Genomic DNA, 26,518 nt, shown 5'->3' with positions numbered 1-26,518 from the left:
GAACAGTTCGGTCGCGCTACCGCGCGATTGAACTGCTCTTTTTAGGATAAATCAACGGTCTCACGGGTCTTAAACGGGAAGGCCACCACGTGCCGAATCTGCCCAACCACTCAAGACCGCATCCGCACTGTGGCCCGACAGTTGGGCTATCAACGGAACCCATCTACTCGCTACGCCGTGGCTGTGGGCAATCCATCCCCGGCAATTACCCCCAACCCGCAAATTCAGCAGCGGCAAATCGGGCTTGTCCTTTCCCCCGACAGCCCGGCCAACACCCTTGCCTTGATCCCCGGCGTGGAACCGATCCTCTCTACTGCAGATTACCAACTAATCGTCATAACACTTCCGGCTGATCCGAACGCAGCCCAGACGAAAATTGCCAGATTGATGCATGACAGCGCCGGGATTCTCTGCTGCCCAACCATTTACCCGACCGTCTCGGCAATAGTGAACAAGGCCTCCCCGACTTGCCCAACGGTACCTTGGCAAAGCAGGGTCATCATTCTTTGGCAAGGCGCAGCGAAGGCGATCTTAAGCGCTGTGAGTTCGCCACAGGCGGATAAGCCCGTGGCGAACAGTGGGCAGTTTGCAGTAAGCAGCAATCAGAGCGCCGGACTTGGAGTGCCGAATAAGCCGATCGAGACGCCGATAATCCCCTCGCCCACACCCTCAAAGCCGAATCCGGGCACTCCTTCCCTGAACGTTGTCAACAGGCCGCCAGCTACCACACCAAAACCGGTGATCGTGATTCCCGCACCGATCGCTGTGCCAAAGCCAGTAATCACTGTTGCGCCGATAACACCAAAGCCTACAATCACTCCTGAACCCGTCTCGACACCGGTGCCGGCCCCACTACCCCAGCCGGAACCCGTCACGGTCTCACCTCTGGTAATGCCGGAAACTCCGACCATAACACCGGAACCGGTCGTCACAGCGGAACCAACACCGGAGCCTGTGCAAACGCAAGAGCCCGTCGTCACTCGGGAGCCGGTGATCGAAGACACACCAGCGCCAGTCATCACCCCCGAACTAGATCCACTACCTCAGCCGGAACCCGTCACGATCTCAACACCGGTGGTGCCGGAAACTCCGACCATAACACCAGAACCGACCGTCACGGCGGAACCAACACAGGAGCCAATGCCGGAGCCTGTGCAAACGCAAGAGCCCATCATCATACCGGAGCCGGTGATCGCAGAAACACCAGCGCCGGTCGTCACCCCCGAACTAGATCCACTACCTCAGCCGGAACCCGTCACGCCCTCACCTCCGGTAATGCCAGAACCTCCAACCATAACACCGGAACCGACTATCACGGTGGAACCAACACCGGAGCAAATGCCGGAGCCTGTGCAAACGCAAGAGCCCATCATCATACCGGAGCCGGTGATCGCAGAAACACCAGCGCCGGTCGTCACCCCCGAACCAGCCCCACCACCACAGCCGGAACCCGTCACGGTCTCACCTCCGGTAGTGCCGGAAACTCCGGCGATAACACCGGAACCAGCTGTCACAGTAAAACCAACACCGGAGCCAATGCCGGAGCCCGCGCAAACGCAAGAGCCCGTCGTTGTACCGGAACCGGTGATCGTAGAAACTCCAGCGCCGGTGATAACCCCCGAACCAGCCCCACCACCACAGCCGGAACCCGTCACGGTCTCAACACCGGCGGCACCTGAAACTCCGATCATTACACCGGAACCGGCCGTCACGGTGGAACCAACACCAGAGCCAATACCGGCGCCTGTGCAAACCCAAGACCCCATCATCATACCGGAACCGGTAATCGTGGATACACCAGCACCGGCCATTGCCCTCGACCAGACACCGGAACCCGCGCAGGAGACGGCACAAATTGCAACAATAGAGCAGGCAGATGGCACTCTGCAGGAAACTACTCAAGCACCTTAAACGATTGCAAGCAACACGTTGCGCAACCCGTGTTATGCGGGTTGCGCAAATTACTCACGATTCTTTGCAGAACATCGACAGGAAGCCGATGAATACATGCATGCTCAAGGCCTGCCCGTATTGTTGAACATATAACCGATACTTTCACCTATCCCTAAATCCACCACACCGAGACGCATATACCATAAATTTTCAATAGACTTATTTTAGGCTATTGATATCATTTTATAAGTCAATGGACTAATTAAGGGCTTTTGATCTATGAGTGACTTAACGACAGAGGAATGGGAAGCACAGCTGGGGCGACACCTGCACGACCTACGTCTGCGCCAGAACATTGACCAGCGCCAACTTGCCGCACAGGCCGGCGTGGCCCTGAACGTCGTTAAGCATCTAGAGAAAGGGAAAGGTTCCACTGTCGTATCCCTGATCAAAGTCCTCCGCGCCCTGGGCCGTGAGGAGTGGCTTGGCACACTGGCCCCCCAGATCTCCATCAGTCCCATGCAAATGCTAAAATCCAAGCCGGTTCGCCAACGGGCATCCAGAGCTAAGGACATACCACATGTATAAGCCTGTCCATATCATCGAAGTCCGCTTGTGGGAAAAGACGGTCGGAGCCGTGGCGCTGGACTCCCGATTGGGGTACTATGCGTTTGAATACGATCCGGCCTTCGTTCGGTCGGGCATCGAGCTTGCACCCCTGACCATGCCCCTTGCCCAAGCGAGCGCCCCTTTCGTGTTCACAGACCTGCCTGAACTGACCTACAAACGCCTGCCCGCCCTGCTGGCCGATGCCCTTCCGGATGATTTTGGCAATACACTAATTGACGGTTGGATGGCCATGCAAGGTGTTGATCGCTCGCATATCACGCCCCTGGATCGTCTAGCCTATATGGGGAAACGCGGCATGGGAGCCCTGGAATTCCGGCCGGCCCGCAGTCCAGCGACAATTAACAGTACGGCGCTCTCTCTTGCCAAACTTGTCGAAAGTGCCCGCCTTGCCGTGCGGGGCGATCTCGGCGCGGACCATTTGGCCGGAGCAGCGCTGACACAGATCATCCGGGTGGGAACCTCGGCGGGCGGAGCCAGGGCAAAAGCGGTGATTGCATGGAACCCGACGACACAGGAGATCCGCGCCGGACAGTTCGATGTCGCCCCCGGCTATGAACACTGGCTGCTTAAATTCGACGGCATGGGCACAGATCGGGAATTGGGAAGTTCTCAGGATTATGGGCGGATCGAATACGCCTACTACCTGATGGCCACGTCCGCCGGCATGACCATGTCATCCTCCCGGTTGTTGGAGGAAAACGACCGAGCACACTTCATGACCCTGCGCTTCGACCGGGACGGAAACCGCAAACATCACATGCAGACCCTTTGCGCAATGGCGCACTTGGATTACAAGCAGAAGGCCAGCCACGATTACAGTCAACTCTTCCAGACGATCTCACGCCTGAAACTTGGATATACAGCCATGGAAGAAGCGTTCCGCCGGATGGCCTTCAATGTGATGGCAGCCAATTGCGACGACCACAGCAAAAACTTCACGTTCCTGCTGCGCGAGAGGGGAAGCTGGACGCTAGCCCCAGCCTACGATGTAACCCATGCCCACAATCCCGAAGGCGAATGGACGAATCAACATCTCATGGCGGTCAATGGGAAATTCTCCGGCATCTCCCGAGCCGACCTGCTGGCTGTGGCAGACCGATTCGGCATCGGCACCGCCGCAAAGGTTCTACAACAGGTTGGGAAAACGGTTTCAGCATGGCAGGACTTTGCTTCCCAGGCGCGGGTATCCCTCCATGAAACAGCCAGAATCCGCAAACATCACAGTGTGCTATAACGGGTGGCCGAAATCTTCAGGTACTGGCCGCCTCACCATGTCCCAATAGCTGATTTTCTTTTGAAATGGGGTTGTCTATTCTAGAATCCGCTGCTATTTTTAACTACTTGTAACAATTAGTGCGATTTGAACGAAGGAGCATGGTATGGAATTGATTCCTATTGAGTGTGGAAATTGTAAGGCTAAGCTTAAAATCAAGGCCATGCCGGCCAGAATGCCTACGGAAGTGAAATGCCCGAAGTGCGGCAAACCCATTCCCGTTGGCAAGGGTGCCCCAGCCGCTGCCGCCACCCCTGTTCAGGCACCCTCAGTTCCGGCTACCCCCGCACCTGTCGCCAGCACACCCTTTGCCCCCATTGCTGCAACTCCTGTTGTGCTTGCACCTCCACCGCAAGCGGCTCCTGCAGTCGTGGCCCCAGCCGCCCCTGTCGTTGCGCCAGTCACGCCTGTCGTTACGTCCCCAGCCGCTGCGGCAAGTGATACTGCTCAATTAACTCCGCCGCCGAAACCGATGCAACAAGCCCCCTCTTCTTCGCCTGTTAGCACCGCCAAAAAAGCGGCCGCTCCTATCGTCCTCGGCCAGGTTCCAGATGCCTCCAGCGGGGCCAATATTCCCGTCGTCTGCCCGGCCTGCCAGTGGCAGACCAAAGTTTCACAAACGCTCATCGGAAAAAAAATCAAATGCAAGCAGTGCTCAGGCATCATCCCGGTCACTTTGCCTGAACCGGCTGCTGCCGCAAAAGCCCCCGTTGCAGAACCAGTAATTGCTGTTCCCCCTGCACCCGTCGCGCCGATCGAACCTCCAGCACCGGCGGCTATTCCTGTCGCTCCACTTCCAGTCCCCCCTCCGCCAGCGCCGGCTCCCACACCAGTTGTTGAAGAGGTTGTCCCGCGCCTGCAACCGGAGCCTTCCCCACTCCCTACGCCTGTTGCCAAGTGGACCCCGCCGGAAGTGAGCTTGAACGAGCCATTATCAACGGCCCGCACTTCACCGGGCACAACGGTACTTGTGGGAGAAATCGCCACTCTGAAGTCAAAGCTCGAATCAGCCACCAAAGAATCATCGCGCTTTGTTATGCGCTTGGATGAGGCTGAAAAGAAGGTGCAATATGCCGAAATGCGCGTTCAAGAGGCCGAACATGCGCTTCATGATCTCGCTGGGAAAGCGGCTATTGATGCCATGACCGCTAACCGTAAAATCGCTGATCTGGAAGCTAAGGTCGCTCCACTGGAGTCGAAAATCGCTGCGCTCAATCAATTGCTCGCCTCTATCACAGACGAGTTTGGCCCTGAATTGCTGCAGGCGGAAAAGAGCATAGCCCGACTCAAGGACATCATGGCGTCACGGAATTTGCTGGGCCGATAGCTGGCAGACTGTGATTCATGCGCATCCTCCTGATAACGCCCCCTATGGTGCAAGTAAATGCACCCTACCCGGCTACCGCTTATCTGGCTGGCCTGCTAAAGCCTTCAAAACACAAGGTTGTTCAAGCCGATGCTGCGCTCATGTTGGCACTCCGCATGTTCTCCCGTTCAGGACTACGCCAAGTCGCCAAGGTCATGAAACCTGGAGCTCGTTCACACAGTGTCCGCCATTTCCTACGACACTCAAAAAAGTACGCCTCCACTATCGAACCCGTCATCCGCTTCCTTCAGGGCAAGGATCCCACCTTGGCATGGCGGATTGCCTCTCACCAATTCCTGCCTGAAGGGCCCCGTTTCAAAGCGCTGGCCGAAGCTCATGCCCATCTTGCTCCTACCCTCGGGCATCTGTCCACCCACGACCTGGCCATTCATCTCGCAAGCCTTTACCTTGACGATCTTACCGATGCTATTCGCGATGGCGTCGACGCCCGCTTTGAATTGGCAAAGTACGCTGAGAAACTCGCCGCAAGCGCCTCCTCGTTTGACGGCATCGCCTCCGCCCTGCGCAGGAAACCCACCCTGATTGATTCCATGATTGATGATATAGCTGATGAACTGCTGAACACTCATCACCCTGAATTGGTGGGCTTCACCCTCCCCTTCCCTGGGAATGTCTATGCTGCATTCCGAATGGCACGGCATATCAAAAAGCAGGATCCACACCTTCCCATTGTTATGGGCGGTGGCTATATCAATACTGAGCTTCGCTCACTTTCTGATCTCCGCGTATTCGACTATGCCGACTACATCACCCTCGACGGGGGAGACCGTCCGATCTTGCGTATTATCGAACACTTGGAGAACCTGAAGACTCCGCTTCTAACACTTCTCAATCCCCGCATCACGCCGCATTTCGAACGGACTTTTATCCGCAAAAATGGAAGTGTTTGTTTCCTCTCGGGAAATGGGAATACGTCAGACATGCCATCTCCCAGATTACCTTTGGCCCCCGTCACGCCCCAGTATTCCGAACTACCGCTGGATCGTTATTTCTCCTTGATCGAGTTGCCCAATCCCATGCACAAAATCTGGTCATGTGGGCGCTGGAACAAACTGACGCTCGCTCACGGATGTTACTGGCACCAATGCGCCTTCTGCGACACCAGTCTAGACTACATCCAGCACTATGTGCCCGCTTCTCCCGAATTCCTGATCTCGCAGATTGAGGAGATCATCAGACAAACCGGCCAAACAGGGTTTCACTTTGTGGACGAAGCCATGCCGCCAGTCCTGCTGAGAAAACTTGCGCAACAACTGATCGAACGTGATCTCAAAATCACCTGGTGGGGAAATATCCGCTTTGATAAAGCCTTCACTCCCGAACTCGCCGCCTTACTGGCTAAATCAGGCTGTATCGCCGTAACAGGCGGACTGGAATCCGCTACCGACCGCCTTCTCACCCTTCTTGCAAAAGGATTTAATCTCAACCAAGTCACCCAAGTCACCCATGCATTAAGTGAGGCGGGCATCCTGGTTCACGCCTACCTCATGTATGGCTGCCCCTCCCAAACGATCCAAGACACGGTGGATTCACTGGAATATGTGAGACAACTATTTGAAGCGGGATGCATTCAGTCTGCCTATTGGCATCGCTTTGCACTCACAATCCACAGCCCAATTTATATGGATCCCCGCAAGTTCGGGATCCGCCTCTCAAGGTTCCCAAAATCCAGTTTCGCCCGCAATGAAGTCCCTTTCACGGATTCCGTTAAATGCGATCATCACGCTATGGGCTGCGGACTCCGGAAATCCCTTTACAATTACATGTATGGCACCGGTTTAGATCTCGAACTTCAGGCTTGGTTCGATATCCCCATCCCACCGCCCACCCTCCATACCGATTACGTCTCGCAACGATTGACCGACTGACGCAAAAAAGACTGCAATCGCCGCTAAGGCTTGTGTATGATGCCTCACTTTATGTCTTATCAACTTGTCATACTTAATGGGGAAAAGCATGGGGAACGTCTCACTATCGGACGCTCCCCAGTTACCATTGGACGAGGCAGTTCCTGTGACATTTGTCTACCCGATTCAGAAATCGGCGAACTCCACGCCAAGATCACTCCCCGCGCCGAGCAACTCCAGATTTGCGTCATGGGAGAAACCAACCGCCTCCTGATCAACAAATCAGAAGTTCATGAATCACCCCTTAAACACGGTGATGTGATCGAAATCGGCCATACACGATTATTTGTCCAATCTTACCTCAATACGGGAACGTGGGAAGGCCTTGCGGGCTTCCGCAAATGGCGAAAATTGCTCACCATCGGGCTGCCTCTTTTGGTTTTAGCAACCATTCTCCTGATAGGTAATTGCTCTTTCTTCAAGATTACTCCGCCCCCAACCCCAGCCGCCCGCCTCAGTCGCCCCTACACTAATAATGACACCAATAATACCGACTGGATGGTCACAAATATCCCAACCATACTCATTAACCCAACAGTCATCCTCACCTCATCACCCCCAGAGATTGTCGAAGCCGAAGACATGCTCATTCAGTCGAGGACTAATAATATTGAGCAGGAAATTAAGCTTGCGCAAAGTGAAATGGAATTTGCCACCCGCTTTCTCGATGCAGCCCGCGCACAAAACCCGAAGGAATCGACAGTCCCCGATAACTTCACCAACATGGGCGCCAGCGAAACATCAACAAACCAGGCCGACAACCTAAAGAACTAACGGCCGCCATCATGCGAGAAAAAATTTCAGCCTGCATCCTCACCTATAATGAAGAACGGCTTCCAGTAATTGGCAAATAGTTCAATAGCCATATGGTCAGCAATGCCAACAAATAAACTCCTGTTCCCAGTCCTTCATGAATAACGGAATACGGGAGATCCGTACGGAGTGCGGTTAGCGCAATTGCCACAATTCGAAGAATATTGAACCCCAGCCCGATCACCATGGATGCGGCCAGCAAAAGAATAACACCATAGGCCGGAACTCGACGCTTGAGGGTTAGAATCAAACTTAACACCATCGAGGACATCAGAATACCCATACCACTGCATTCGGTAGCCACGTTGAACACCCCCGCACCTCTCTCCGCAACAAGATAAACTTGAAAGGGCATCGCCTGGACTAAATATTCAATCCGGATGCCGAGGAGTGGCAATATCCAGGCAGACATCCGGCCCGCAAGCAACCTCAGTGTTTCATCAACTTGCGGTACTAATACCAGCATTAGAACCACCACCGCAAACCCCGCAAGTGCGGGATAAAATGCCCTCACCCCATTCTTGCCAAAACAGAACGATAACAAGGCACCCACATTCAGACATAATCCCAAAACCGAAAAAGGCCATACTTGCGCTAGGGATGCCGTCGCCAGAGCCAGACAGGACAGCCCGAATAATAACAAACCGTGGGAATTGATTGCGGGTCGAAACGGCCCCATTTTTACCGCCGTAAGCAGCGCATCTACAAATGCCACACCCAACAACACGAAGGCATTAAGGGCCTGAGTGGTCTGGGCACTCATCTCCCATACCCCACCCATTAGGGGGCCATACGCAATCACCGTGACCGCCAGGATCACAAACAGAAAGAATAGATTTTCACGCTGCTCGCCGCGGCCTTTATCTGGAATGCTGGTCGTCACGATTAATTACTCAGCCCTTGCAATGGAGCGGGGATACGCCCACCACGACGGATAAAGACGGCACAGGAGTGATTATTCACAGGCATAACAGGCCCCCCGCCCAGCAACCCGCCAAAATCTACAAAATCACCGACTTTCTTACCCGGCGCAGGAATCACCCTGACCGCTGTGGTTTTTTTATTAATCATCCCAATGGCGGCCTCATCCGCAATAATGCCGCTCAAGGTTTCCGCTGAAGTATCGCCCGGCAATATAACCATATCCAATCCCACGGAACACACCGCCGTCATGGCCTCAAGCTTCTCGATCGTGAGGGAACCTTCCGCCGCACGAAGCGCCATCGTGGCGTCCTCACTCACCGGGATAAAGGCTCCGCTCATTCCGCCTGCCCGACTCGTAGCCATCGCCCCGCCTCGCTTAACCGCATCATTCAGCAATGCAAGCGCTGCGGTTGTTCCGGGACACCCCACCTTATCCAATCCCAACCCCTCCAGAATGTCTGCGACTGAATCCCCCGGCGCAGGCGTGGGTGCCAATGAAAGATCGATAATATTAAACGGCACGCCCAACCGCGCGGCACATTTTCGCCCCACCAACTCACCCGCCCGGGTAATCTTAAATGCCACCCGCTTGATTTCCTCAGCCACCATCTGCAAATCCAGATCACGTCCCAGTGCCTGAACAACCGCCCGGATGGTACCCGGCCCGGAAATCCCGACAGACAACCCGCCATCTCCCTCTCCCGCTCCTAAAAAGGCCCCGGCCATAAAAGGGTTATCCTCGACTGCATTACAAAACACTACAAGCCGGGCACAGGCACTGCCACCACTATCCGCTGTCAAAAGGGCGGATTCCTTGATGATTTGCCCCATCAGGGCCACAGCGTCCATATTGATGCCAGCTTTAGTCGTTCCAATATTAACCGAGGAACACAAACGGGAGGTTTGCGCCAACGCCCGGGGAATACAACGGATCAAGGCCTCACCCGCCGGAGTCATCCCTTTCTGAACCAAAGCCGAAAAGCCTCCGATAAAATCGATCCCCAGTTCGCGGGCCGCACGATCCAGTTCTCGGGCAATCGGCGTATAATCCTCCGATTCACAAGCCGCTGCCACCCAGGCGATGGGCGTGACAGAAACGCGTTTATTAATAATGGGGATACCATATTCCTGCGCCACCTCCTCCGCGGTCGGCACTAATCGTTCAGCCATTCTCATGACCTTTTCGTAGCACTTCCGGGACACACGCGCGACATCCTCACCCGCACAATCATGGAGGTCAACGCCCATGGTCACAGTGCGGATATCCAGATTCTGGGCATGAATCATGCCCAGCGTTTCAATAATTTCCTGTGAACTGATAGCCATCTTTTATCCCCTGATCGTCCTGCTTAAACTCGATGCATTGCCTGGAATATCTCTTCATGTTGCGAAATGATGGAGAGCCCGGAACTCCTGCCATAAGCTTCCAAAGTCGCTTTCAATTTAGAGAAAGGGACGGAAATCCGCTTGATATCCACCAGCATGACCATTGTGAAAAGATCGCTCATAATCGTCTGGCTCACATCCAGGATGTTAGCATCCACCTTGGCCAGAACCCCCGTCACTCCTGCCATAATTCCAGGACGATCCTCGCCGATTACCGCAATTACAATGCGGCTCTCCGCCTTAACGGCCTGCGAGTCCGCCACAGCCCTCGCATGAGCCGCCAAAACCCGCATTCTTCCCTGTACCTTAACCGGCTTATCCGTTTTCTTCATTTTCGCTTCTCCTCTGAAATCAATGTAACAGCACCATCAGTGCGGTCATTCCCATAAACAATAACCCCAACATAATCTTACTCGTAACAACATTCCGTCGACTCCAGGCGACAAGCGCCGGGGTCTTCATGCCGGCGCATGTCAGCCCCAGCACAATAAGTAACGGCATCACGAAAACCGCATTATACACCAGTAAGTAAACCGTGCACCGCAAAATGGAGTGTCCTCCTTTTAACATCATAACAAGCGCCGGAACATATACCTGCCCCGTACAAACACTCTCCAACACCGTGACGACCACTCCTATTCCGAGCCCCCCCAGGATCAAGTGATGGTTCTGCAGGCCACTTTTGATGACCTGATGAATCATAGATTGAATCTTCATCGGCAATTTTAGCGTGACATCCGAAGCCAAACCCGTCCGATGATATTTCAAAGCGTCCCGAAAGGAGAAGCACGCAAAACCGAGCAGCATCAATATCAGACCACCATCAATGACTCCCTTTAATGCGTGAAAAGCAGTCAGAAAGCCCAACACCTTCAAAAGGCCAAACCCAATCCCCAAATACGTCACAAAACAAGCCGCGAGAAACGCCAGCCCGGAGAGCCACATTCGAGGCACCCCGATCCGCGCCGCCGAAAGGAAACTCATAAAAAAGACCAACGCTGAAATGGCACAGGGATTGATGCTATCCACCGCAGCAGCGGAGATCACCCCCAGAATCGTAAACCGATCAATTCGACGCTGCAAAAGCGAGACATCAGTCAATCCCGTACCGGCCTCTGCAGGGAGGGGCGCGGGGCTGGCACCCGTCTGATACCGGATCAACGCCTGATCCAAAGCGGGGAAAAACTGTTTTTTGATGCGATCCACACCTGGCAGATAATCCCGTCCATCCACGACCATACAGACCGGCTCATTATCCTTAACATGAGCAGCCTCCTGATAATGAACCAGAGCAAGATAATTAGACTGAATGCCAATGTCTCGCTCACGGAGATCAAAGTAGCCCGAAAACCGTTGTTCCAATTCAGGTAACACCGTCCCCCGCACCTCAGCACAGCTATCGCACCCCACTTCAAAGAAAAACTCAATCACCACCCTGGCAGACGCAACATCCGAGGGGCCTGTCTGCCCCCATAGCGGCAGAGCTATAAGGAACAGCATTAACCAAAGTATGCGCTTTGTAATCATGGAATAAAACAGGCATGGACGAACGACCACTCTTCCCGATTTCGCGGATCACATGACCTCAACAACCCAGCCGAATCGATCCTCTTCCTCACACAATTGGATACGCGTCAAATGATCGTACAAAGATTGAGTGACCGGCCCCACCTCAAAATCTTGATAAATTTTCACCTGGTCTTCACAAGTAATGGAGCCAATGGGACTAATCACGGCGGCGGTACCGGAACAGAAGGCCTCATCGGCCGAAAACGCCTCCTCCACCGATAGACTCTTCTCGATCACCTGCAATCCCATGACATCCTGAGCAATCTGCATCACCGATTTGCGGGTGATGCCTGGCAATATCGAACCAAGCTTGGGCGTCAGCAACGTATGGTCCTTCACACAGAAGAAATTAGCCGCGCCCACTTCCTCGATATACTTATCCTCATGCGCATCCAGATAAATACACTCGTTAAATCCTTTAGCCTTGGTGATTTTTGCAGGCAGCATGGCGCCCGCATAGTTACCAATAGACTTCACTCCGCCCGTCCCCTTCGGTGCTGCACGGTGAAAATCACGAGTGATCTCAAGCTTGATGGGTTTGACACCTGTTTTGAAATATTGGCCCACAGGCGAGACATACACCATAAAAGTGAATTCTGGAGCAGGAGAGACCCCCAACACTGGCCCCGTCCCCCAAAGACACGGACGAATGTAAAGACTGCCTTTCCCATAAGGAGGAACAAAGGCTACATTCCGGCGCACAATCTCACAAATCACCTCCACAAACCTATCCACAGGGAATGGAGGCATACAGACACGATGGGCGCCCTCAGTCATACGCTTTCCGTTTTCGGAAGGACGGAACAACACCACTTTCCCGGTTTTCGTCCGCATCGCCTTGAGACCTTCAAACAAACCCTGGCCATAATTCAACACCCCTGCGGCTGGAGAAATGGGGATGTCCCCATAAGGCAGACAGGCCCCTTTATCCCACACACCATCTGCCTTACATTTGCTGATGAACATGGTATCACCGGGGGTGATTGAAAAACACAGTTTGTCAAAATCAATTTTGGACGACATGACCTAACTCCTAATCTATTTCGCTTCCTCAAATCCAAGCTTCATGACTTGCAAATTCCGACCGATAAGCGAGTGAAGCTTGACCGAAGGAATTTTATTAATGGCCGTTTCTACGGCTTCAAAAGAAACTATACGGGTCAACTTGATAACGGCACCCAGCATCACCATATTAGCCATGCGGCCATCCCCGTGCTCGAGCGCAATACCAGTAGCATTAATATATACCGCTTTAACATCCGGACGTGAAATCCGCTTATTGACCAGGCTTGAATTCACAAACATCAATCCGCCTGAAGCCACCTTGCCATGAAAACAATCGTAGGACGCCTCATCCATGACCATCAAAACAGTCGGATCATTTACGATCGGCGAATTAATCTCGTGATCAGATACCACAATGGTACAACTCGCCATTCCCCCACGCATGGCGATACCGTACGAAGGAAAAAATGTCACGTAACGGTTATCCGCCATTCCGGCATTGGCCACCAAAGTCCCCAGTGAAACGATGCCCTGACCACCAAATCCGGAAAATATGCAACGATGCTCCATGATACGCCTTCCTATGCCCCTGGTGTGACAGAAACACCACCCACCTTGAACTCGCCCAATGGGTATTGAGGCACCATCTTCTTATCAACAAAATCCAAGGCCGCAACGGGCTGCATACCCCAGTTGACCGGACAGGAAGAAAGAATTTCCACCAACGAAAACCCCTGCCGCTTGAGTTGCACATCAAAAGCCTTCTTAATGGCTATCTTTGTCTTGATCACATTTGCCGGAGTATGCACCGTCGTGCGCGCCAGATAGGTCACTCCCGCCAGGCTCTGAAGCATCTCACAAACACGGAGCGGATTCCCCATCCCCAATGACGCATCACGCCCGTTCGAGCAAGTCGTGGCCGTCTGCCCCGCGAGGGTCGTGGGAGCCATCTGGCCGCCAGTCATTCCGTAAATCGCATTATTCACGAAAATGGTGGTGATGTTTTCCCCGCGATTGGCGGCATGAATTATTTCCGCTGTACCGATCGAAGCCAGATCCCCATCTCCCTGATAGGCCAGAACAAACGTATCCGGACGGGCTCGCTTGATACCCGTCGCTGCCGCAGGCGTTCTGCCATGGGCTGACTGACAGACATCCAGTCCCAGAAAAGTGTAGGCCAGGATGGAACACCCTACTGGCGCCATAAAGACGCAATTGTCAGCGAGATTGTATTCTTCAATCAATTCGCATAGCACCCGGTGCACCACCCCATGTCCACAACCCGGACAATAGGGAGAAGGCTTGGCATCCCACAACGAGGATCGTCCGGCAATTTTTTCCATTTCCATATCGCTCATAAAACACTTGCCTCAGGAAATTTCCCAATCAATCACGGTTCCCCGCGTGGCGATTTTGCCTGCTCTTTTTTGCACCAGCACATGCTCAATAATTTCCCTGATATCGATCTCACGCGGAACTCCGCCACCCGGCCGGCCATGAAAATGGATCGCCGCATCACCTAGCCCCGCCAACTTGACGTCTTCAATCATCTGCCCCAGACTCATCTCAACCACAAGAAATTCAGGGGTTTTCCGGGCCGCCTGCGCAATGGCTCTATAGGGAAACGGCCAGAGCGTGATCGGACGGATTAAGCCCACCTTCAACCCCCTGGCGCGCGACTGGCGTAACACTTCCTTGCAGATGCGGGAGGTCGTTCCATACGCGACTAAAATCAGATCCGCATCCTCACAATCAAGCATTTCAACCATGAGTTCGTTTTTCTTAATTTCCTCATACTTGGCTTTGAAAAGCCAGTTCCACTCCTCAACAACGCCTTCTTCCAATGAAAGAGAGTTGATCAAGTTGGGTTTTCGTCCATTCCGGATCCCCCCCACTGCCCACGGTTTGGGCGGTGGGTTCGGGGTGCTCTCGCTCAGTACCACAGGCTCCATCATCTGTCCGATAATGGCATCCCCCAAAATAAGCACCGGATTGCGATAGCGGTCTGCCACATCAAACGATTTGGTGGTCAGGTCGGCAGCCTCCTGCACCGTAGCTGGAGCATACACCACCAGATGATAATCACCATGCCCGCCCCCCTTGCAGGCCTGAAAATAGTCCGCTTGCGAAGGCGCAATATTACCCAGGCCGGGCCCCCCCCGCATGATATTCACAATCACCGCAGGCAGCTGAGCCCCTACAAGATACGAGATTCCTTCCTGCTTGAGGGAGAGTCCGGGACTCGATGAACTTGTCATACTGCGCATGCCTGCCGCTGCGGCGCCATACACCATATTGATTGCCGCCAATTCACTCTCCGCCTGAATAAACGTCCGGCCTTTCGCAGGCATATGCACAGACATGTAGGCAATCAGTTCATTTTGGGGTGTAATCGGATAGCCGAAATAGGACTGCACGCCAGCTCGAATAGCTGCTTCAGCAATCGCCTCGTTTCCCTTCATTAACACTCGTTCGCCCATAAGACACCCATCAACCCTTAATGATTCGCTTTAGAGCGCCACACCGAAATGGCACTGTCAGGACACATCAGAGCACATAACCCACAACCCGTGCACAGCTCTGGTTGAGCCGAAACCATGAAACGATATCCATATTTGTTAACCTGCTCCGGATTGGATAGCTTCAAAACATTGAACTTACACGCTGTAAGACAGAGGCCGCAGCCCTTACACAAATCCATGTCAATTTCCGTTTTACCTTTTGCCATGCGATTATCCCGATCACTCGATAAATAGGGATTAAAATTTACGACGATTCCCCTCAACCAGCAATAAAATATCGCCACCCAACAATAAAATCGAGCCTTTCCTGATAATTTCAGACTTCCTGTTATGTTGAGCTCAACATAACAGGAAGTCTGAAATTACGAGGGGATCTCTATTTCCAAATCCTAGCGAACTCTTTCGGCTCCGCCAGCGTTTAATCTGTTTGAGACCTACAGAAGGAAGTATATAATGCTCAGGTAGCACTTAATAGAAGGAGTAGTCTTATGAAAAAACAGGCGTTTATCTGTCATCTGGTCGTATTAAGCCTCGTAACCTCGATGTTCACCGCATCCGCCGCCTCGGAGACGCTCGTCACCAAACAAGCTGTTGGCGGCAAAATTGACATCTCCACGTCCAAGGAAACCGAAGCCGCCCTCAACCGGGGACTGGACTGGCTGGCCGCCCAGCAAAAGGAAGATGGATCCTGGTCGGAAGCCAGTTTTCCCGCCCTGACGGCACTGCCGCTCTGGGCGTTCAGCATGAGTAATCATCCTAAAAAAGCCGAAGTCACGGCCAAAGCCGCAAAATTCATCTTGGGCAACGTCCAGGCAGATGGCGGCATCTATCGCAAAATTCCCGGCAAGGGAGGCGGACTCAGCAATTATAATACCGCCCTCTGTATGATTGCCCTCCACTCGCTCAATGACCCGCAGTATACCCCCATCGTTCTCAAAGCCCGGAAGTTTGTGGCCGCCGGACAACATTTCGGCGATGACCGCTATGAAGGCGGAATGGGCTACGATCGCGAAAGCGGCCGCGACTATACCGATTTAAGCGATTCCGTCATTGCCTATGAATCCATGCGCCTGACCCAAAGCGCCGAGGATCTTCGCGATAAATCAGAGGCCCATGTGGATCTGGATTGGGCCGCCGCAGTGCGTTACCTCGACCGACTCCAAAATAAGCCGTCCACCGGCGCTGAAAATGCCGGGGGCTTCGCTTACCGGCCTGATGAGAGCAAGGCGGGCACCACCACCAATAAGGAAGGTATCGTCGTCTTTCGATCCTATGGCAGCATGACCTACGCAGGTTTGCTGAGTCTGATCTATGCCGATGTAAACAAGAATGACCCGCGCGTTCAATCAGCCTTTGATTGGGCCGCCAAACATTGGACACTGGACGAAAACCCCGGCATGGGCGATCAAGGGCTCTATTATTTCTACGGCGTCCTCAGCAAGGCCCTGGCCGCCTATGGCCGCGATGCCATCCCCGCCAAGGATCAAAGTCAGATCATGTGGCGCGAGGCACTTGTAAAGAAATTGGTCGGCCTTCAAAAAGTGGATTCCAAGACCGGCCATGGCTATTGGGTCAACACCAATAACCGCTTCTGGGAGGCCAATGACGTCCTGGTGACCTCCTATACCGTGTTGGCCCTCGAAGTGGCGATGGGGAAATAGAGAGAATTCAGAAGCCAGAATTCAGGATCCAGCATGTTGAATTCCGAAAAAATACTGACTACTGGATACTGTCTCCTGAATTCGCTCTTTTTAACGCCTCATTCATGCTTCCGGTGCGATAGCCTTGAAGATCGGCGGCAACATATTTAAAGCCCACTTCTTTGGCAGCCTTAATCACCTTCGCCCTCACTTCGGGATCACAGAGCCGGGCAATCTCCGAGGGCTCAACCTCAATGCGGGCAATCTCGCCATGGTGCCGGACGCGCAATTGGCGGAAGCCCATACCCCACAACGCTCGCTCAACCTGATCAATCGCCTTCAGCTTCTCTTCAGTGATCGGAGTTCCAAACGGCACCCGCGAAGCCAGACAGGCCAAAGATGGCTTGTCCGCTGTCGGCAAATTCATCTTACGGGATAACTCCCGGACCTCAGCTTTGGTCAAGCCTACTTCTAACAAAGGACTTCTCACACGACCTTCTGCCATCGCACGTCGCCCGGGCCGGATATCGTCTAGATCGTCTACCGTGCTGCCATCAACGATGACCTGAATTCCCTCGCGGTCAGCCACCGCCCGAACATAATGCACAAGCTCTTTTTTGCAATAATAGCAACGGTCGGGCGGATTTTCAGAAAAACATGGATCATCAATTTCATGGGTTGAAATTTCAATCTGCCGAATGCCCATATGCCGCGCCTGCTCAGTAGCCTCTTTTTGTTCCCATTCAGGATAGGTTGAGGATAAGGCCGTTACTGCCACGGCGCGGTCACCTAAGACCTGTACTGCGACCGCCGCCAAAAACGTGCTATCCACACCACCAGAATAGGCCACCACCACTCCATCAGTTTCTCTCAATAGATCCTGAAGTTTGATTAATTTATTTTGCATGCGCTTCTTTTACCTCTTCCCCTGCCCTCAAATACAACGTCACTGCCGGGGCATCCACATTCGTTGCCGCAATCCGCCATTCGCCCCATGCCGTATTCATTGTCGAATTACTCACTGTAACGGCCCAACCTTGTTGACTCGCCTGATCCACAATAGCCTGTCGCTCCATCCCTGACAAGGACTGGGATAAGATTGTTTCCCCTTCAAGCACCGCTGATGTGCGAAGTTGGGAAAAATGTTCAGCGCGCAGGGACTGAAGATGGACATTTACCAATACCCCGACAATGATCCCGAGAATCGCAAGCGCCACGAGAGACTCTATCAATGTGAATCCTGATTTATTCACAGAACTCACAGATTCGCGCTACTTATGTCTGCCGCCTCACCCGTACCGCTCTCTTCTCCATCGGCACCGTAGGACACAATTTCATACGGCTCCCCTTTCCTGCCGGGCACAAGATAGATATAGGCATTCCCCCAGGGATCCTTGGGTAGGTTGCGACTTTCCAGATAGCCTTCGGCGGGGTAATCCTTCGGCACCGGAGGAATGGATGACGCCACGCATAACGACTCAAGTCCCTGCGAGGTGGAGGGATACTGGGCATGTGCGGCCTTGTACATCTGCAAGGCTGTCTGAAACGTTTTGATCTGGGCACGGGAAGCCTCGAGTTTGGCTTTCCTCAAATAGCCGGATACCGATAACCCCACCACTCCTGACAAAATGCCAATAATCGTCATGGCAATCAGAATCTCAATTAACGTAAAACCACTTTTCTTATTCATTCATCCTCCCGCTCACCACCCAGTTTGCCACCACAGAATTTTTCATAGAGGGAATCCAATTTCGCGATATAGTACGGCACATTCTCATCCCGCTCAACGGGATTCCACTCGGCCACCAATCGCGCCGCAGCAAACACCTGCACCGTTTTCTTCATTCCTGCCACGTAGTATGACAACTGATCCCCGGCTCGATAGTCCCGTCCAGACGTTAACGCCAGCTCATACGCTGCGTTCCGCCCACGGCCTTTCCCTTCAATCTTGGCGGCATAGGTAGCAGGCGCATCCTGCAGCGTTTCGGTTTTGGCCAGCATCGTAATAGGCCACTGCCGGTCCCGGATAGCTGATTCATATTGCGTTTTTAACGCCGGGATCTCGACCTCTTTTCCTTCCAGTTTAAGTCGAATCATATCACGCAGAAAATTCCGTTGAAACAGCTCCAGCCCGCGCGACTTCAACGCAGCTCCCTTAATAATAATCTCCTGCTTATCGGTCAGCAGCGCATAATTTTTCATTTTGTAGCTGAACATCGCCACATATTCGCCATCAAACTCAACGTCAATGCCTTCGGGCAGGGAAGCTGAAAAATGGCTTCTGAATGATTTCTGGCTGACGCCCCCTTCGGTCGGGGGGACAAAATAGACGCCATCCGTATCAATCTCAACTGGCTGGGCCCCATTTTTTTTCAGCCAGTCAATCATGTGGTGCAACAGGTCTCGCCCTTCCGAAGCCACCCGCTCGGCGGCATCGAAATCGCTGAAGCGTACCTGATCGAATCCAAGATAACCGTAGAACGAGTTGATCAATATCTTGAATGTGGCCTGCAACGCACCAAAATGCAACTTCTCCCCCTCAGAGAATGCCTCCTGCTCATGACGCTTGGCATCCAACCGGAAACGCCGTAACTGTTCCAATAGCCGGTGGAACACTTCGAGACTGTCAGTTTTGGGTCCGATTTTACGTGTCAACATGAGCGAAGGGTAAAGTGAGCGCACATCGCAATGATGCACATTCCGGATAACGCCCTCCATAAACATATCTGTATATCCCCCGGCAAACGGACGACCTCGTTCGGGCATAGGGATGGCCCGTTTCTGGTGGAGATATTCCCGCAAAATCAGGGCATCAATCTTGGTGGCGTTGCCGCGAATGGCGATGTTCTGGTACGAGAGGGGAATCATCTGGGCTTGAATAAATGCACTTTGGGAAAGCAGGCGGCTCAGCGCTTCTGTTTCCTGAATGTCATGCAAGGCATACTGCATCAACTTTTGGGGATTGCGCTTAAACTCTGCTGAAATTTCACTGCCTTCAATGTAGGTCCGATTTGCAGGGGCAATTCCAAAATGTCGCGCCACTTCCTTGAGACCATACCCGGCAAGCGCACGGTGGGTAATATCATAAGCCTGCACCATAAAATAAGTGTCGACGATCTGCCGTCCGAACACTTCAAACCGCGTAAATGAGATTGTCCGTTCCCCGACCGAGAACCGGCTCGGACGCGAATCAGGGGGCGCCCCATTCCGACCAATCGACAGCTTTACCCCGCCCCGCTTTGCTCGAGCAGCGATATAGGGCAGGTCGAAATTGAAAATGTTATGCCCCTCAATGACATCTGGATCCCGCTCCCGTACAATGGCAACAAACCGCTCCAGCATCGTCTTCTCGTCCAACTCATCACCAGACAACACCTCACTCCAACCCGATGAATCGCCCATCGCAATCGCAATCAACCGGTCTCCCTCACGAGCCGCATTACAGAAATCATAGCCTTCCGTAGTGTAGCACTCGATATCCACCTGCATCCGGCGTAGATCTGCAAAGTTAAGGCCCTTGAAAAGGGTCTGGCCCGTTTGAATCAGATATTGCTGAACAGGATCCGTCAGCAAGAAGTAGGGCGCCTGTGGATTCCCCGCCATAACCCCGGTCTCTTTCGCCAACCAGGCTTTGGCTTTCTGACAGGCCTTCCAGGTCGGAAAATTGGCCCTCCAGCGGAAGGGCGCATCTCCCTTAAGCGCGATCACTTCCACGCCCTTCTCGAGCCCCTCCAAAAGTGCTTTATCAGCTATCAGAATAAAGGGAGAGAAAGAGACTTCAGTCTGGACCGTTCTCCCCTCCTTCCGCCAAAATAATACCATCTGATCCTGAGCAGCGCGCTCAACATGCTCCACGGCCATCAAACCCGTAGCCGGATCAGCCCCCATCAGGAGCGGATCAGAAAATAAAACGTTTGTTTTAGCGGTCATAGTTTCTTGCATATTAGCCCTTCCATATACAAAAAACAAGAATTCGAAAACCTAACCACGGAACGAAGAGAAACGATGAATTGTCAATAGACGCCCTATGGATGAGGCATTATAGTTCTCCTTCAACAAAGCCGGAATAAAAGGAGAAGGCAATGATCAAGGGATTGGCTCATGTGTGTATTTCTGCGTCGAACTTGGCGGCATCAGAGCGCTTTTACTGCCAGGGGCTGAGTTTAAAGAAGGCATTCGACTTCATTCGTAACAACCAGGTTGTCGGGTTTTATCTGGAACTGAGCCGGGGCGGCTATATCGAAATTTTCCAGCGGGACGAGATCGATACCAAAGCGAGTTGTCCGATTCAGCATTTCTGTTTGGAAGTGGATGATATCGACTCCACGGGCCTTCGCCTGACCCAAAACGGATATGAGGCAACGAAGAAAATGCTGGGCGCTGATCAAAGCTGGCAGATGTGGACCACAGATCCAAGCGGAGTCAGGATTGAGTTTCATCAATACACCGACCGCAGCTCTCAAATCACCCACGAAAACTGCATTTTGAAGTAAATTACCCGCACTCCAAAAGGGTTTACATACCTTCATTGTAGTAGACGGAAAGTCCGTCTTTGCCGGGAGCGATAAAATCCAAGCGACCGGTACCACGAAGATCGGCCAGGGCAAAATGGATCCCGCAACCTTTCCCCTCGCCGATCGAGCCATAATCAATGACCTGCTTGGCAAAAGATTCGCCATTCCATTTAAAATAGTAAATTCCCAGGTCATCCCATTCGCCCGCTTCGTTCCCGCAATGGGCACGATGACGTTTGCCGGTGACAAGTTCGTGCTGGCCATCTCCGTCGATGTCGACCCACTGCATATCGTGATATTGTGCATTATAGGGATCGATCGGATGGTGTATCCATTCGCGTTTGCCACTTGAAATCTTCTGTTCGCTCCACCAGAGCCCATACCCATGAGCGTTACCAGTGATGATTTCATTTTTGCCGTCACCATTAAGATCAACCACCAGCATTGGAATACTGGCCGCCCAACCCCAAGGCGGGGACGGAAAGTCTTCATGCCAAATCCAGCGGCCATGCTCGGGATCGGCAGGCGCCTCCAGCCAACCATTGCACAAAATGATGTCCTTTCGCCCGTTCCCAGCAATATCGCCACATCCCAACCCATGCCCCTGCCCCTTGCCTTCAAAGGTATGGATGACCACTTTCTTAAATTTGCCTGTACCTTTACCCTTGGTATCGACGATCAGCTTGTAGTAGGCCACTTCCGGATTAGGCGGGGTGTTCGGGAAGATTTCGAGAACCCCATCACCGTCAATATCCCAGGCACGGGTCGTTTCGACATTGCCGGTCACGGCGATAACGTGCTCCGTCCATGGTTTCGTCGGATCTTCCGGACACTCGCGCCAGCGCAGGTTATTCCCCCACCAGCCACCAGTAACGAAATCGGTGCGTCCATTACCGTTCACATCCATGGCAATAGTTGAGAAATCATCAAAATATTCGCCAGCCGGTTTCACTTCACCGATGAAGTGCTTGCGGCGGAAATCGGGGCCCTGGTACCAGAAAGCCCCCGAGACAATGTCAGGGATACCATCACCATTGACGTCAAAGACGCCTGCTGATTCGTAAGTTTCGTCAGAGATCCAAACACGCTTCCATTTCAGTGGCATACATTTCTCCTTATTTCGAACAGTCCTTTAGACGCCCTTATAGTGCGTGAGGAATTGGCGCGCGACACGCATATCTTCAAGTGCCTCGGACGCCTCACACATGGGTTTGATCTCGCCTTTGATGGCGCGGATGAAATTGACCGCCTGCTGGCGCATGGCATGTACCCAGGGCATTTGCGGCTCAATAAACTGGGGCTGTACCCCGTTCCCGGGATCACGGAAGAAGGTGACACGTCCAGCGCGGTTCAATGTCAGCGGCGCTGGCAGTTCCACTTTGACCCATCCTTTTTCAAAACAGACCAGGGCTGACTCCTGCCAATCAATGGACGATTGGTATGGGGTCATTTCAATCGTGCAGGGGATCCCGCTCTTGCTTTTGCCTACCAACAGCACCGCCGTAGGATCTACATGAGTGACTTCATAACTCTCACCCAGCATATGGCGCATGAGATTTACCTGATGGATATAATAATTCACAAAGCTGATATAGGTATCATAGTCCGCCTTACTCAGTGACGCATCAGCCGGATCCCATTGCATCTGCGGGGCAGGGTCATGACTGCTGATCAAGTCATAGAAGCCCCCTGCCACCCAGTCCCCAGCTGGCATCAATAAACGGACATATTTCATTTTACCCAATTCGCCCGTTTGCTTAAGTCGTTCAATCTCCACCTTGGCTGCCATGGTTGCCGGGTCGCTGCGCTTGTGGTACCCCACCATGTGAAAGGTGCCGCTATTGGCGACGGCTTTGACAATCTTCTCGCCCATTTCGATAGTACCGGCAATCGGTTTTTCGGTAAATACAGGTATCTTAGATTTCAGCAAGTCAGGAATCAGCGTTCCGTGACGTGTAAACGGTTGTGAGGCGACAATACCATCCAGTTTCTCGCTCTTCAGCATTTCCTCATGGGAGGGGTAGGTTTTGGGAATGAAATAACGTTGCGCCACCTTACGTGCAATCTCCGGGCGCAATTCAGCAAGGGCGACAACTTCGCAAAGTTCAGAAAGGGCTGCATAATTCTTCAAGTGAGCACATTGCCCCATGCCACCAACACCGACGAAGCCAATTTTGATTTTCTTATCTGACATATGAGTTTTCCTATTTAATATTTAATACCTTTACACCTGAGCAAGTTTCCCAAAACGGTTTGCAATCGCTAGAGCCGGGTCTACCGGCACCTCCTGGCGTTTGACATGAGCCGGCACCTTGATAGGCGGCACAGCTCGAAGTTTACGATCTTTGAATTGCGGCAGGTAGCGCGCCTCAGCCTCCAGCATTTCCGAGACCATGCTTCGAATTTCCGCAAGGGTCAGAACTGACGCGGTAAGCGGATCCAGCGCAATTGCCTGCATCACTAATTCCGGATCACCTGTGAAACTGGCTTCAACAGTCAACCCCTGCACCAGAACGTTAGTCATGTTGAGCGCGGCACATTGCACAGGCAAATCCCCGACAACCGTCGGATGCAGACCCATTTTATCGACATAGATCGGAACTTCGACGCAACACCCATTTGGCAGATTAGTGATCAAACCATCATTGCGGATATTGCCATTCAGCCTGAAGATATTCCCGGTCTCTTTGGCTTCAATGATATGCGAGCAGTATTCGGCACTGCGAGGACCAAGCAGGGTCGATTCGATGGAGAGCGGGTCGAGGGTCTTGAACTTCTCGTCCAGCATCTTGCAGTACTTGTAATAGGCACCCGTTTCACCTCCAAACGCTGGCTCGTCACAATAGAGATCCAACGCCCTCTTGTTCTTACGGAAATAGGGAAGATACTCGGATAGATGGCCCGTGCTTTCAGTCATGAAATAGCCAAAGTGGCGCATCACTTCGGCACGCACCTTCTCGTTGACATAGTACCCCGGCTTTTCAAAGTTGCTCTTGAGCAAGGGGTAAAGATCGCGCCCCTCCTTTTCGAGCTTGAGAAACCATGCCATGTGATTGATTCCAGCGGCGACAAAATCAATTTCCTCTTTTTTAGCGCCAACATAACTGGCAATCAGATCCATCGTGGTCTGAACACCATGGCAGAGTCCAACGAACTGGAGCCCCGGCACCTTTCCAAGTGCCCAGCAACACATGGCCATCGGGTTAGCGTAGTTGAAAAGAATCGCGTTGGGGCAAAGCTCCTGCATGTCTTTCGCAATGTCAAGCAGGGCCGGGATGTGGCGCAGGGCACGAAAAACACCCCCAGGCCCCATGGTGTCGCCAATGCACTGGTCCACACCATATTTCATGGGGATCTCATAGTCCTGAGCGAACTCAGAAACGCCGCCGGACTGGATCATGACCACCACATAATCGGCGCCCTTGAGCGCTTCCCGTCGGTCCGTCGTGGCCGTGACCCGAGCCTCCACGGAATTGTCCTTGATCATGCGATTGACGAAGTCATGCATTTTGTCCAGACGCTTGTGCGTCAGAGCCATCAGGCAATACTCACTTCCCTTCAAGGCGGGGGTAGATAGAAAATCCGAAATGAGCGTTTTGCCAAACACCAGACTGCCCGCACCGATCATTGCTATTTTAGCCATTGAAGACCTCCCGGATATTGCTTTTAATTGCCCGCATTGCTTTCGTCAGTAAAGTCCATAACGCTTGAGATATGTGCGCAATATGATATTCTTTAGCCCTGCAGTAAATGGCTGGGATTGCTAATTATTGTCTGAAATTGCTATTCACCATGAATACATCACGATTTCTATCGATTGGAAGGCAAACGCGTCATACGCAATGGGAAATGGGCTCACACGCACACCCTTTTTATGAAATGATTCTTATCATAGAAGGGTCACAGTACGTCGAAATTAGGGGACAAAAGATCAAGGCCACGGCTGGCGACATTCTCTTCTATCCTAAACGTGTCCCGCATGCTGAATGGACTGCCCCGAACGATATACTCGAGAGTGCCTTTCTAGCGTTCGACTGGAACGAGCCTCCCGAAGAGATATCCATCAAGGTACGTGATCGACATGGCCGGATTCGCATCCTTATGGAATGGCTGACAGCTGAGATAAAATCGCACAAGCTGCTAACTCCAGCCCTGACTCAGTCACTTTGCGACGCCCTACTGGTGCAATTCAAAAGTTTATGGATGTGTGCTGATCAGGATTTTGTTGAGGGAGTGCGCCGTCAAGTACGCGAAAGAATCCATGAACCGGTCACACTTGATTGGATGGCCGCAGCAGCGGGCATGAGTAAATTCCACTTTGTCCGTCAGTATCGCAAACTGACGGGACGTACGCCCATGGAGGACGTCCGGGCACTTCGTGTGGAATATGCACGAGACCTGTTACTGACAACCTCCCTTCCTCTAAAAGTCATTGCCGGGAAGGCCGGCATGGGGGATCAGTACCATATGTCACACCTCTTCAAACGGTGCATGGGCACGAGTCCCGGAAAATTACGTTTTCGTAATCGACAATAGTCACTGATGATTATTCAAAACCCTTATTTCATCGCAGCGCCTTTATTCTAACGCCATGATTCTCGCAAGCCAGTTCCACGCGTAACGATCAAACGCAGGTGACCACGCATGTCCGATATTTGGACAGGTCATAATCTCTTTCTGTCCTCTGACGGTCTGATAAACGGCATACACCGAGGTGGGAGACGAGACGGTATCCGTAAGCCCCGCACACATCAACACAGGACAGGAAACCTTTGCCGCAAAATTCAAAACGTCGAAATAACTATCTACCCGTGGCGCCTTGTCATCTTCTACCCAGTCCTTAGTAATCCCCGTGCGGCCATCGGAATGCTTTGCATTCAGATACAAACTATTATTATCAGTAGATCTCCCCAAATATTGGGAATTCTTAAGATCAACCGGCTCCCCATGCATATGAATCGTCAACGTGGCATAACCGTGGCGCGCAGGCTCCAGCGGCTTGGCAAACCAGGCATAGACGCGCTGCTGGCCAACGGTGGCGAAATCCACCTTGTA

26 protein-coding genes are annotated in these 26,518 nt (G+C 52.7%); 9 read left to right on the top strand and 17 right to left on the bottom strand.

What is annotated here, in order from left to right; genetic code table 11:
• Positions 1-129 precede the first annotated feature (129 nt).
• The 6 genes from WCI03_05970 to WCI03_05945 all read left to right on the top strand — a co-directional run bounded on the left by WCI03_05970 (position 130) and on the right by WCI03_05945 (position 7,864).
• Positions 130-1,911, top strand: coding sequence for a hypothetical protein (locus WCI03_05970; GenBank protein MEI8139399.1), 1,782 nt, complete (start codon positions 130-132; stop codon positions 1,909-1,911).
• A gap of 261 nt (positions 1,912-2,172) precedes the next feature.
• A complete protein-coding gene (locus tag WCI03_05965) occupies positions 2,173-2,481 on the top strand; it encodes a helix-turn-helix domain-containing protein (protein ID MEI8139398.1) in 309 nt (102 codons plus the stop codon).
• Positions 2,474-3,757 (top strand): type II toxin-antitoxin system HipA family toxin, encoded by a 1,284-nt coding sequence (locus tag WCI03_05960; GenBank protein ID MEI8139397.1) that lies wholly within the window; start codon positions 2,474-2,476, stop codon positions 3,755-3,757. Before WCI03_05965 ends, WCI03_05960 begins: the two co-directional genes overlap by 8 nt.
• Positions 3,758-3,902: 145 nt before the next feature.
• Positions 3,903-5,123 (top strand): hypothetical protein, encoded by a 1,221-nt coding sequence (locus WCI03_05955; GenBank protein ID MEI8139396.1) that lies wholly within the window; start codon positions 3,903-3,905, stop codon positions 5,121-5,123.
• Between the two features lie 44 nt (positions 5,124-5,167).
• On the top strand, positions 5,168-7,051 hold the full coding sequence (locus tag WCI03_05950) for a radical SAM protein (protein MEI8139395.1): 1,884 nt from the start codon (positions 5,168-5,170) through the stop codon (positions 7,049-7,051).
• Between the two features lie 51 nt (positions 7,052-7,102).
• Positions 7,103-7,864 (top strand): FHA domain-containing protein, encoded by a 762-nt coding sequence (locus WCI03_05945; GenBank protein MEI8139394.1) that lies wholly within the window; start codon positions 7,103-7,105, stop codon positions 7,862-7,864.
• A gap of 43 nt (positions 7,865-7,907) precedes the next feature.
• Here the strand turns inward: WCI03_05945 and WCI03_05940 are convergent, their stop codons facing one another.
• The 9 genes from WCI03_05940 to WCI03_05900 all read right to left on the bottom strand — a co-directional run bounded on the left by WCI03_05940 (position 7,908) and on the right by WCI03_05900 (position 15,515).
• Positions 7,908-8,786, bottom strand: a complete 879-nt coding sequence (locus WCI03_05940; protein ID MEI8139393.1) for an archaeosortase/exosortase family protein — start codon at positions 8,784-8,786, stop codon at positions 7,908-7,910.
• A gap of 2 nt (positions 8,787-8,788) precedes the next feature.
• The gene (locus WCI03_05935; GenBank protein MEI8139392.1) at positions 8,789-10,153 is read right to left on the bottom strand and encodes a PFL family protein; all 1,365 of its coding nucleotides are present in this window, start codon (positions 10,151-10,153) and stop codon (positions 8,789-8,791) included.
• Positions 10,154-10,176: 23 nt separating this feature from the next.
• A complete protein-coding gene (locus WCI03_05930) occupies positions 10,177-10,506 on the bottom strand; it encodes an ACT domain-containing protein (protein MEI8139391.1) in 330 nt (109 codons plus the stop codon).
• A gap of 58 nt (positions 10,507-10,564) precedes the next feature.
• Positions 10,565-11,713 (bottom strand): hypothetical protein, encoded by a 1,149-nt coding sequence (locus WCI03_05925; protein MEI8139390.1) that lies wholly within the window; start codon positions 11,711-11,713, stop codon positions 10,565-10,567.
• 75 nt (positions 11,714-11,788) lie between these two features.
• Complete coding sequence (locus WCI03_05920) at positions 11,789-12,805, bottom strand: branched-chain amino acid aminotransferase (protein ID MEI8139389.1); 1,017 nt, start codon at positions 12,803-12,805, stop codon at positions 11,789-11,791.
• Between the two features lie 15 nt (positions 12,806-12,820).
• On the bottom strand, positions 12,821-13,357 hold the full coding sequence (locus WCI03_05915; protein MEI8139388.1) for a 2-oxoacid:acceptor oxidoreductase family protein: 537 nt from the start codon (positions 13,355-13,357) through the stop codon (positions 12,821-12,823).
• Between the two features lie 11 nt (positions 13,358-13,368).
• Entirely contained in the window at positions 13,369-14,136 is a 768-nt protein-coding gene (locus WCI03_05910) for a thiamine pyrophosphate-dependent enzyme (GenBank protein ID MEI8139387.1), read from the bottom strand.
• A 21-nt stretch (positions 14,137-14,157) separates the two neighbouring features.
• Complete coding sequence (gene vorB / locus WCI03_05905; GenBank protein ID MEI8139386.1) at positions 14,158-15,267, bottom strand: 3-methyl-2-oxobutanoate dehydrogenase subunit VorB; 1,110 nt, start codon at positions 15,265-15,267, stop codon at positions 14,158-14,160.
• 17 nt (positions 15,268-15,284) lie between these two features.
• A complete protein-coding gene (locus tag WCI03_05900) occupies positions 15,285-15,515 on the bottom strand; it encodes a ferredoxin family protein (protein ID MEI8139385.1) in 231 nt (76 codons plus the stop codon).
• Between the two features lie 282 nt (positions 15,516-15,797).
• On the opposite strand from WCI03_05900, the gene WCI03_05895 reads away from it, so the two are divergent.
• Positions 15,798-16,970 (top strand): prenyltransferase/squalene oxidase repeat-containing protein, encoded by a 1,173-nt coding sequence (locus WCI03_05895; protein MEI8139384.1) that lies wholly within the window; start codon positions 15,798-15,800, stop codon positions 16,968-16,970.
• A 58-nt stretch (positions 16,971-17,028) separates the two neighbouring features.
• On the opposite strand, the gene larE is transcribed toward WCI03_05895, so the two are convergent.
• From larE to WCI03_05875, 4 genes are read right to left on the bottom strand one after another with little or no spacing between them, the layout of a single operon-like run.
• Positions 17,029-17,856 (bottom strand): ATP-dependent sacrificial sulfur transferase LarE, encoded by an 828-nt coding sequence (larE, locus tag WCI03_05890; protein MEI8139383.1) that lies wholly within the window; start codon positions 17,854-17,856, stop codon positions 17,029-17,031.
• Positions 17,846-18,202, bottom strand: a complete 357-nt coding sequence (locus tag WCI03_05885) for a type II secretion system protein (protein MEI8139382.1) — start codon at positions 18,200-18,202, stop codon at positions 17,846-17,848. Before WCI03_05885 ends, larE begins: the two co-directional genes overlap by 11 nt.
• Positions 18,203-18,207: 5 nt before the next feature.
• Positions 18,208-18,639, bottom strand: coding sequence for a type II secretion system major pseudopilin GspG (gene gspG, locus WCI03_05880; protein ID MEI8139381.1), 432 nt, complete (start codon positions 18,637-18,639; stop codon positions 18,208-18,210).
• The gene (locus WCI03_05875) at positions 18,636-20,891 is read right to left on the bottom strand and encodes a 3'-5' exonuclease (GenBank protein ID MEI8139380.1); all 2,256 of its coding nucleotides are present in this window, start codon (positions 20,889-20,891) and stop codon (positions 18,636-18,638) included. The genes gspG and WCI03_05875 overlap by 4 nt, the downstream gene beginning before the upstream one ends.
• 140 nt (positions 20,892-21,031) lie before the next feature.
• Here WCI03_05875 and WCI03_05870 point away from each other — a divergent pair, with 140 nt between their 5' ends.
• On the top strand, positions 21,032-21,442 hold the full coding sequence (locus tag WCI03_05870; protein ID MEI8139379.1) for a VOC family protein: 411 nt from the start codon (positions 21,032-21,034) through the stop codon (positions 21,440-21,442).
• Positions 21,443-21,464: 22 nt separating this feature from the next.
• Here the strand turns inward: WCI03_05870 and WCI03_05865 are convergent, their stop codons facing one another.
• Genes WCI03_05865 through melA form a run of 3 tightly spaced genes read right to left on the bottom strand, consistent with a single transcriptional unit; the run spans position 21,465 to position 25,106 of the window.
• Complete coding sequence (locus WCI03_05865) at positions 21,465-22,568, bottom strand: VCBS repeat-containing protein (GenBank protein MEI8139378.1); 1,104 nt, start codon at positions 22,566-22,568, stop codon at positions 21,465-21,467.
• Positions 22,569-22,595: 27 nt separating this feature from the next.
• The gene (locus tag WCI03_05860) at positions 22,596-23,657 is read right to left on the bottom strand and encodes a Gfo/Idh/MocA family oxidoreductase (protein ID MEI8139377.1); all 1,062 of its coding nucleotides are present in this window, start codon (positions 23,655-23,657) and stop codon (positions 22,596-22,598) included.
• A 30-nt stretch (positions 23,658-23,687) separates the two neighbouring features.
• Positions 23,688-25,106, bottom strand: a complete 1,419-nt coding sequence (gene melA / locus WCI03_05855; protein MEI8139376.1) for an alpha-galactosidase — start codon at positions 25,104-25,106, stop codon at positions 23,688-23,690.
• A 107-nt stretch (positions 25,107-25,213) separates the two neighbouring features.
• Here melA and WCI03_05850 point away from each other — a divergent pair, with 107 nt between their 5' ends.
• On the top strand, positions 25,214-25,999 hold the full coding sequence (locus WCI03_05850) for an AraC family transcriptional regulator (protein ID MEI8139375.1): 786 nt from the start codon (positions 25,214-25,216) through the stop codon (positions 25,997-25,999).
• 42 nt (positions 26,000-26,041) lie between these two features.
• On the opposite strand, the gene WCI03_05845 is transcribed toward WCI03_05850, so the two are convergent.
• On the bottom strand, positions 26,042-26,512 hold the full coding sequence (locus WCI03_05845; protein MEI8139374.1) for an acetylxylan esterase: 471 nt from the start codon (positions 26,510-26,512) through the stop codon (positions 26,042-26,044).
• Between the last annotated feature and the right edge of the window lie 6 nt (positions 26,513-26,518).

The sequence above is a fragment of the bacterium genome, from assembly GCA_037143175.1.
GTDB lineage: Bacteria > Verrucomicrobiota > Kiritimatiellia > CAIKKV01 > CAITUY01 > JAABPW01.
The sequence above is the reverse complement of the archived record's forward strand: the minus strand, read 5'-3'. Positions and strand labels throughout refer to the sequence as shown.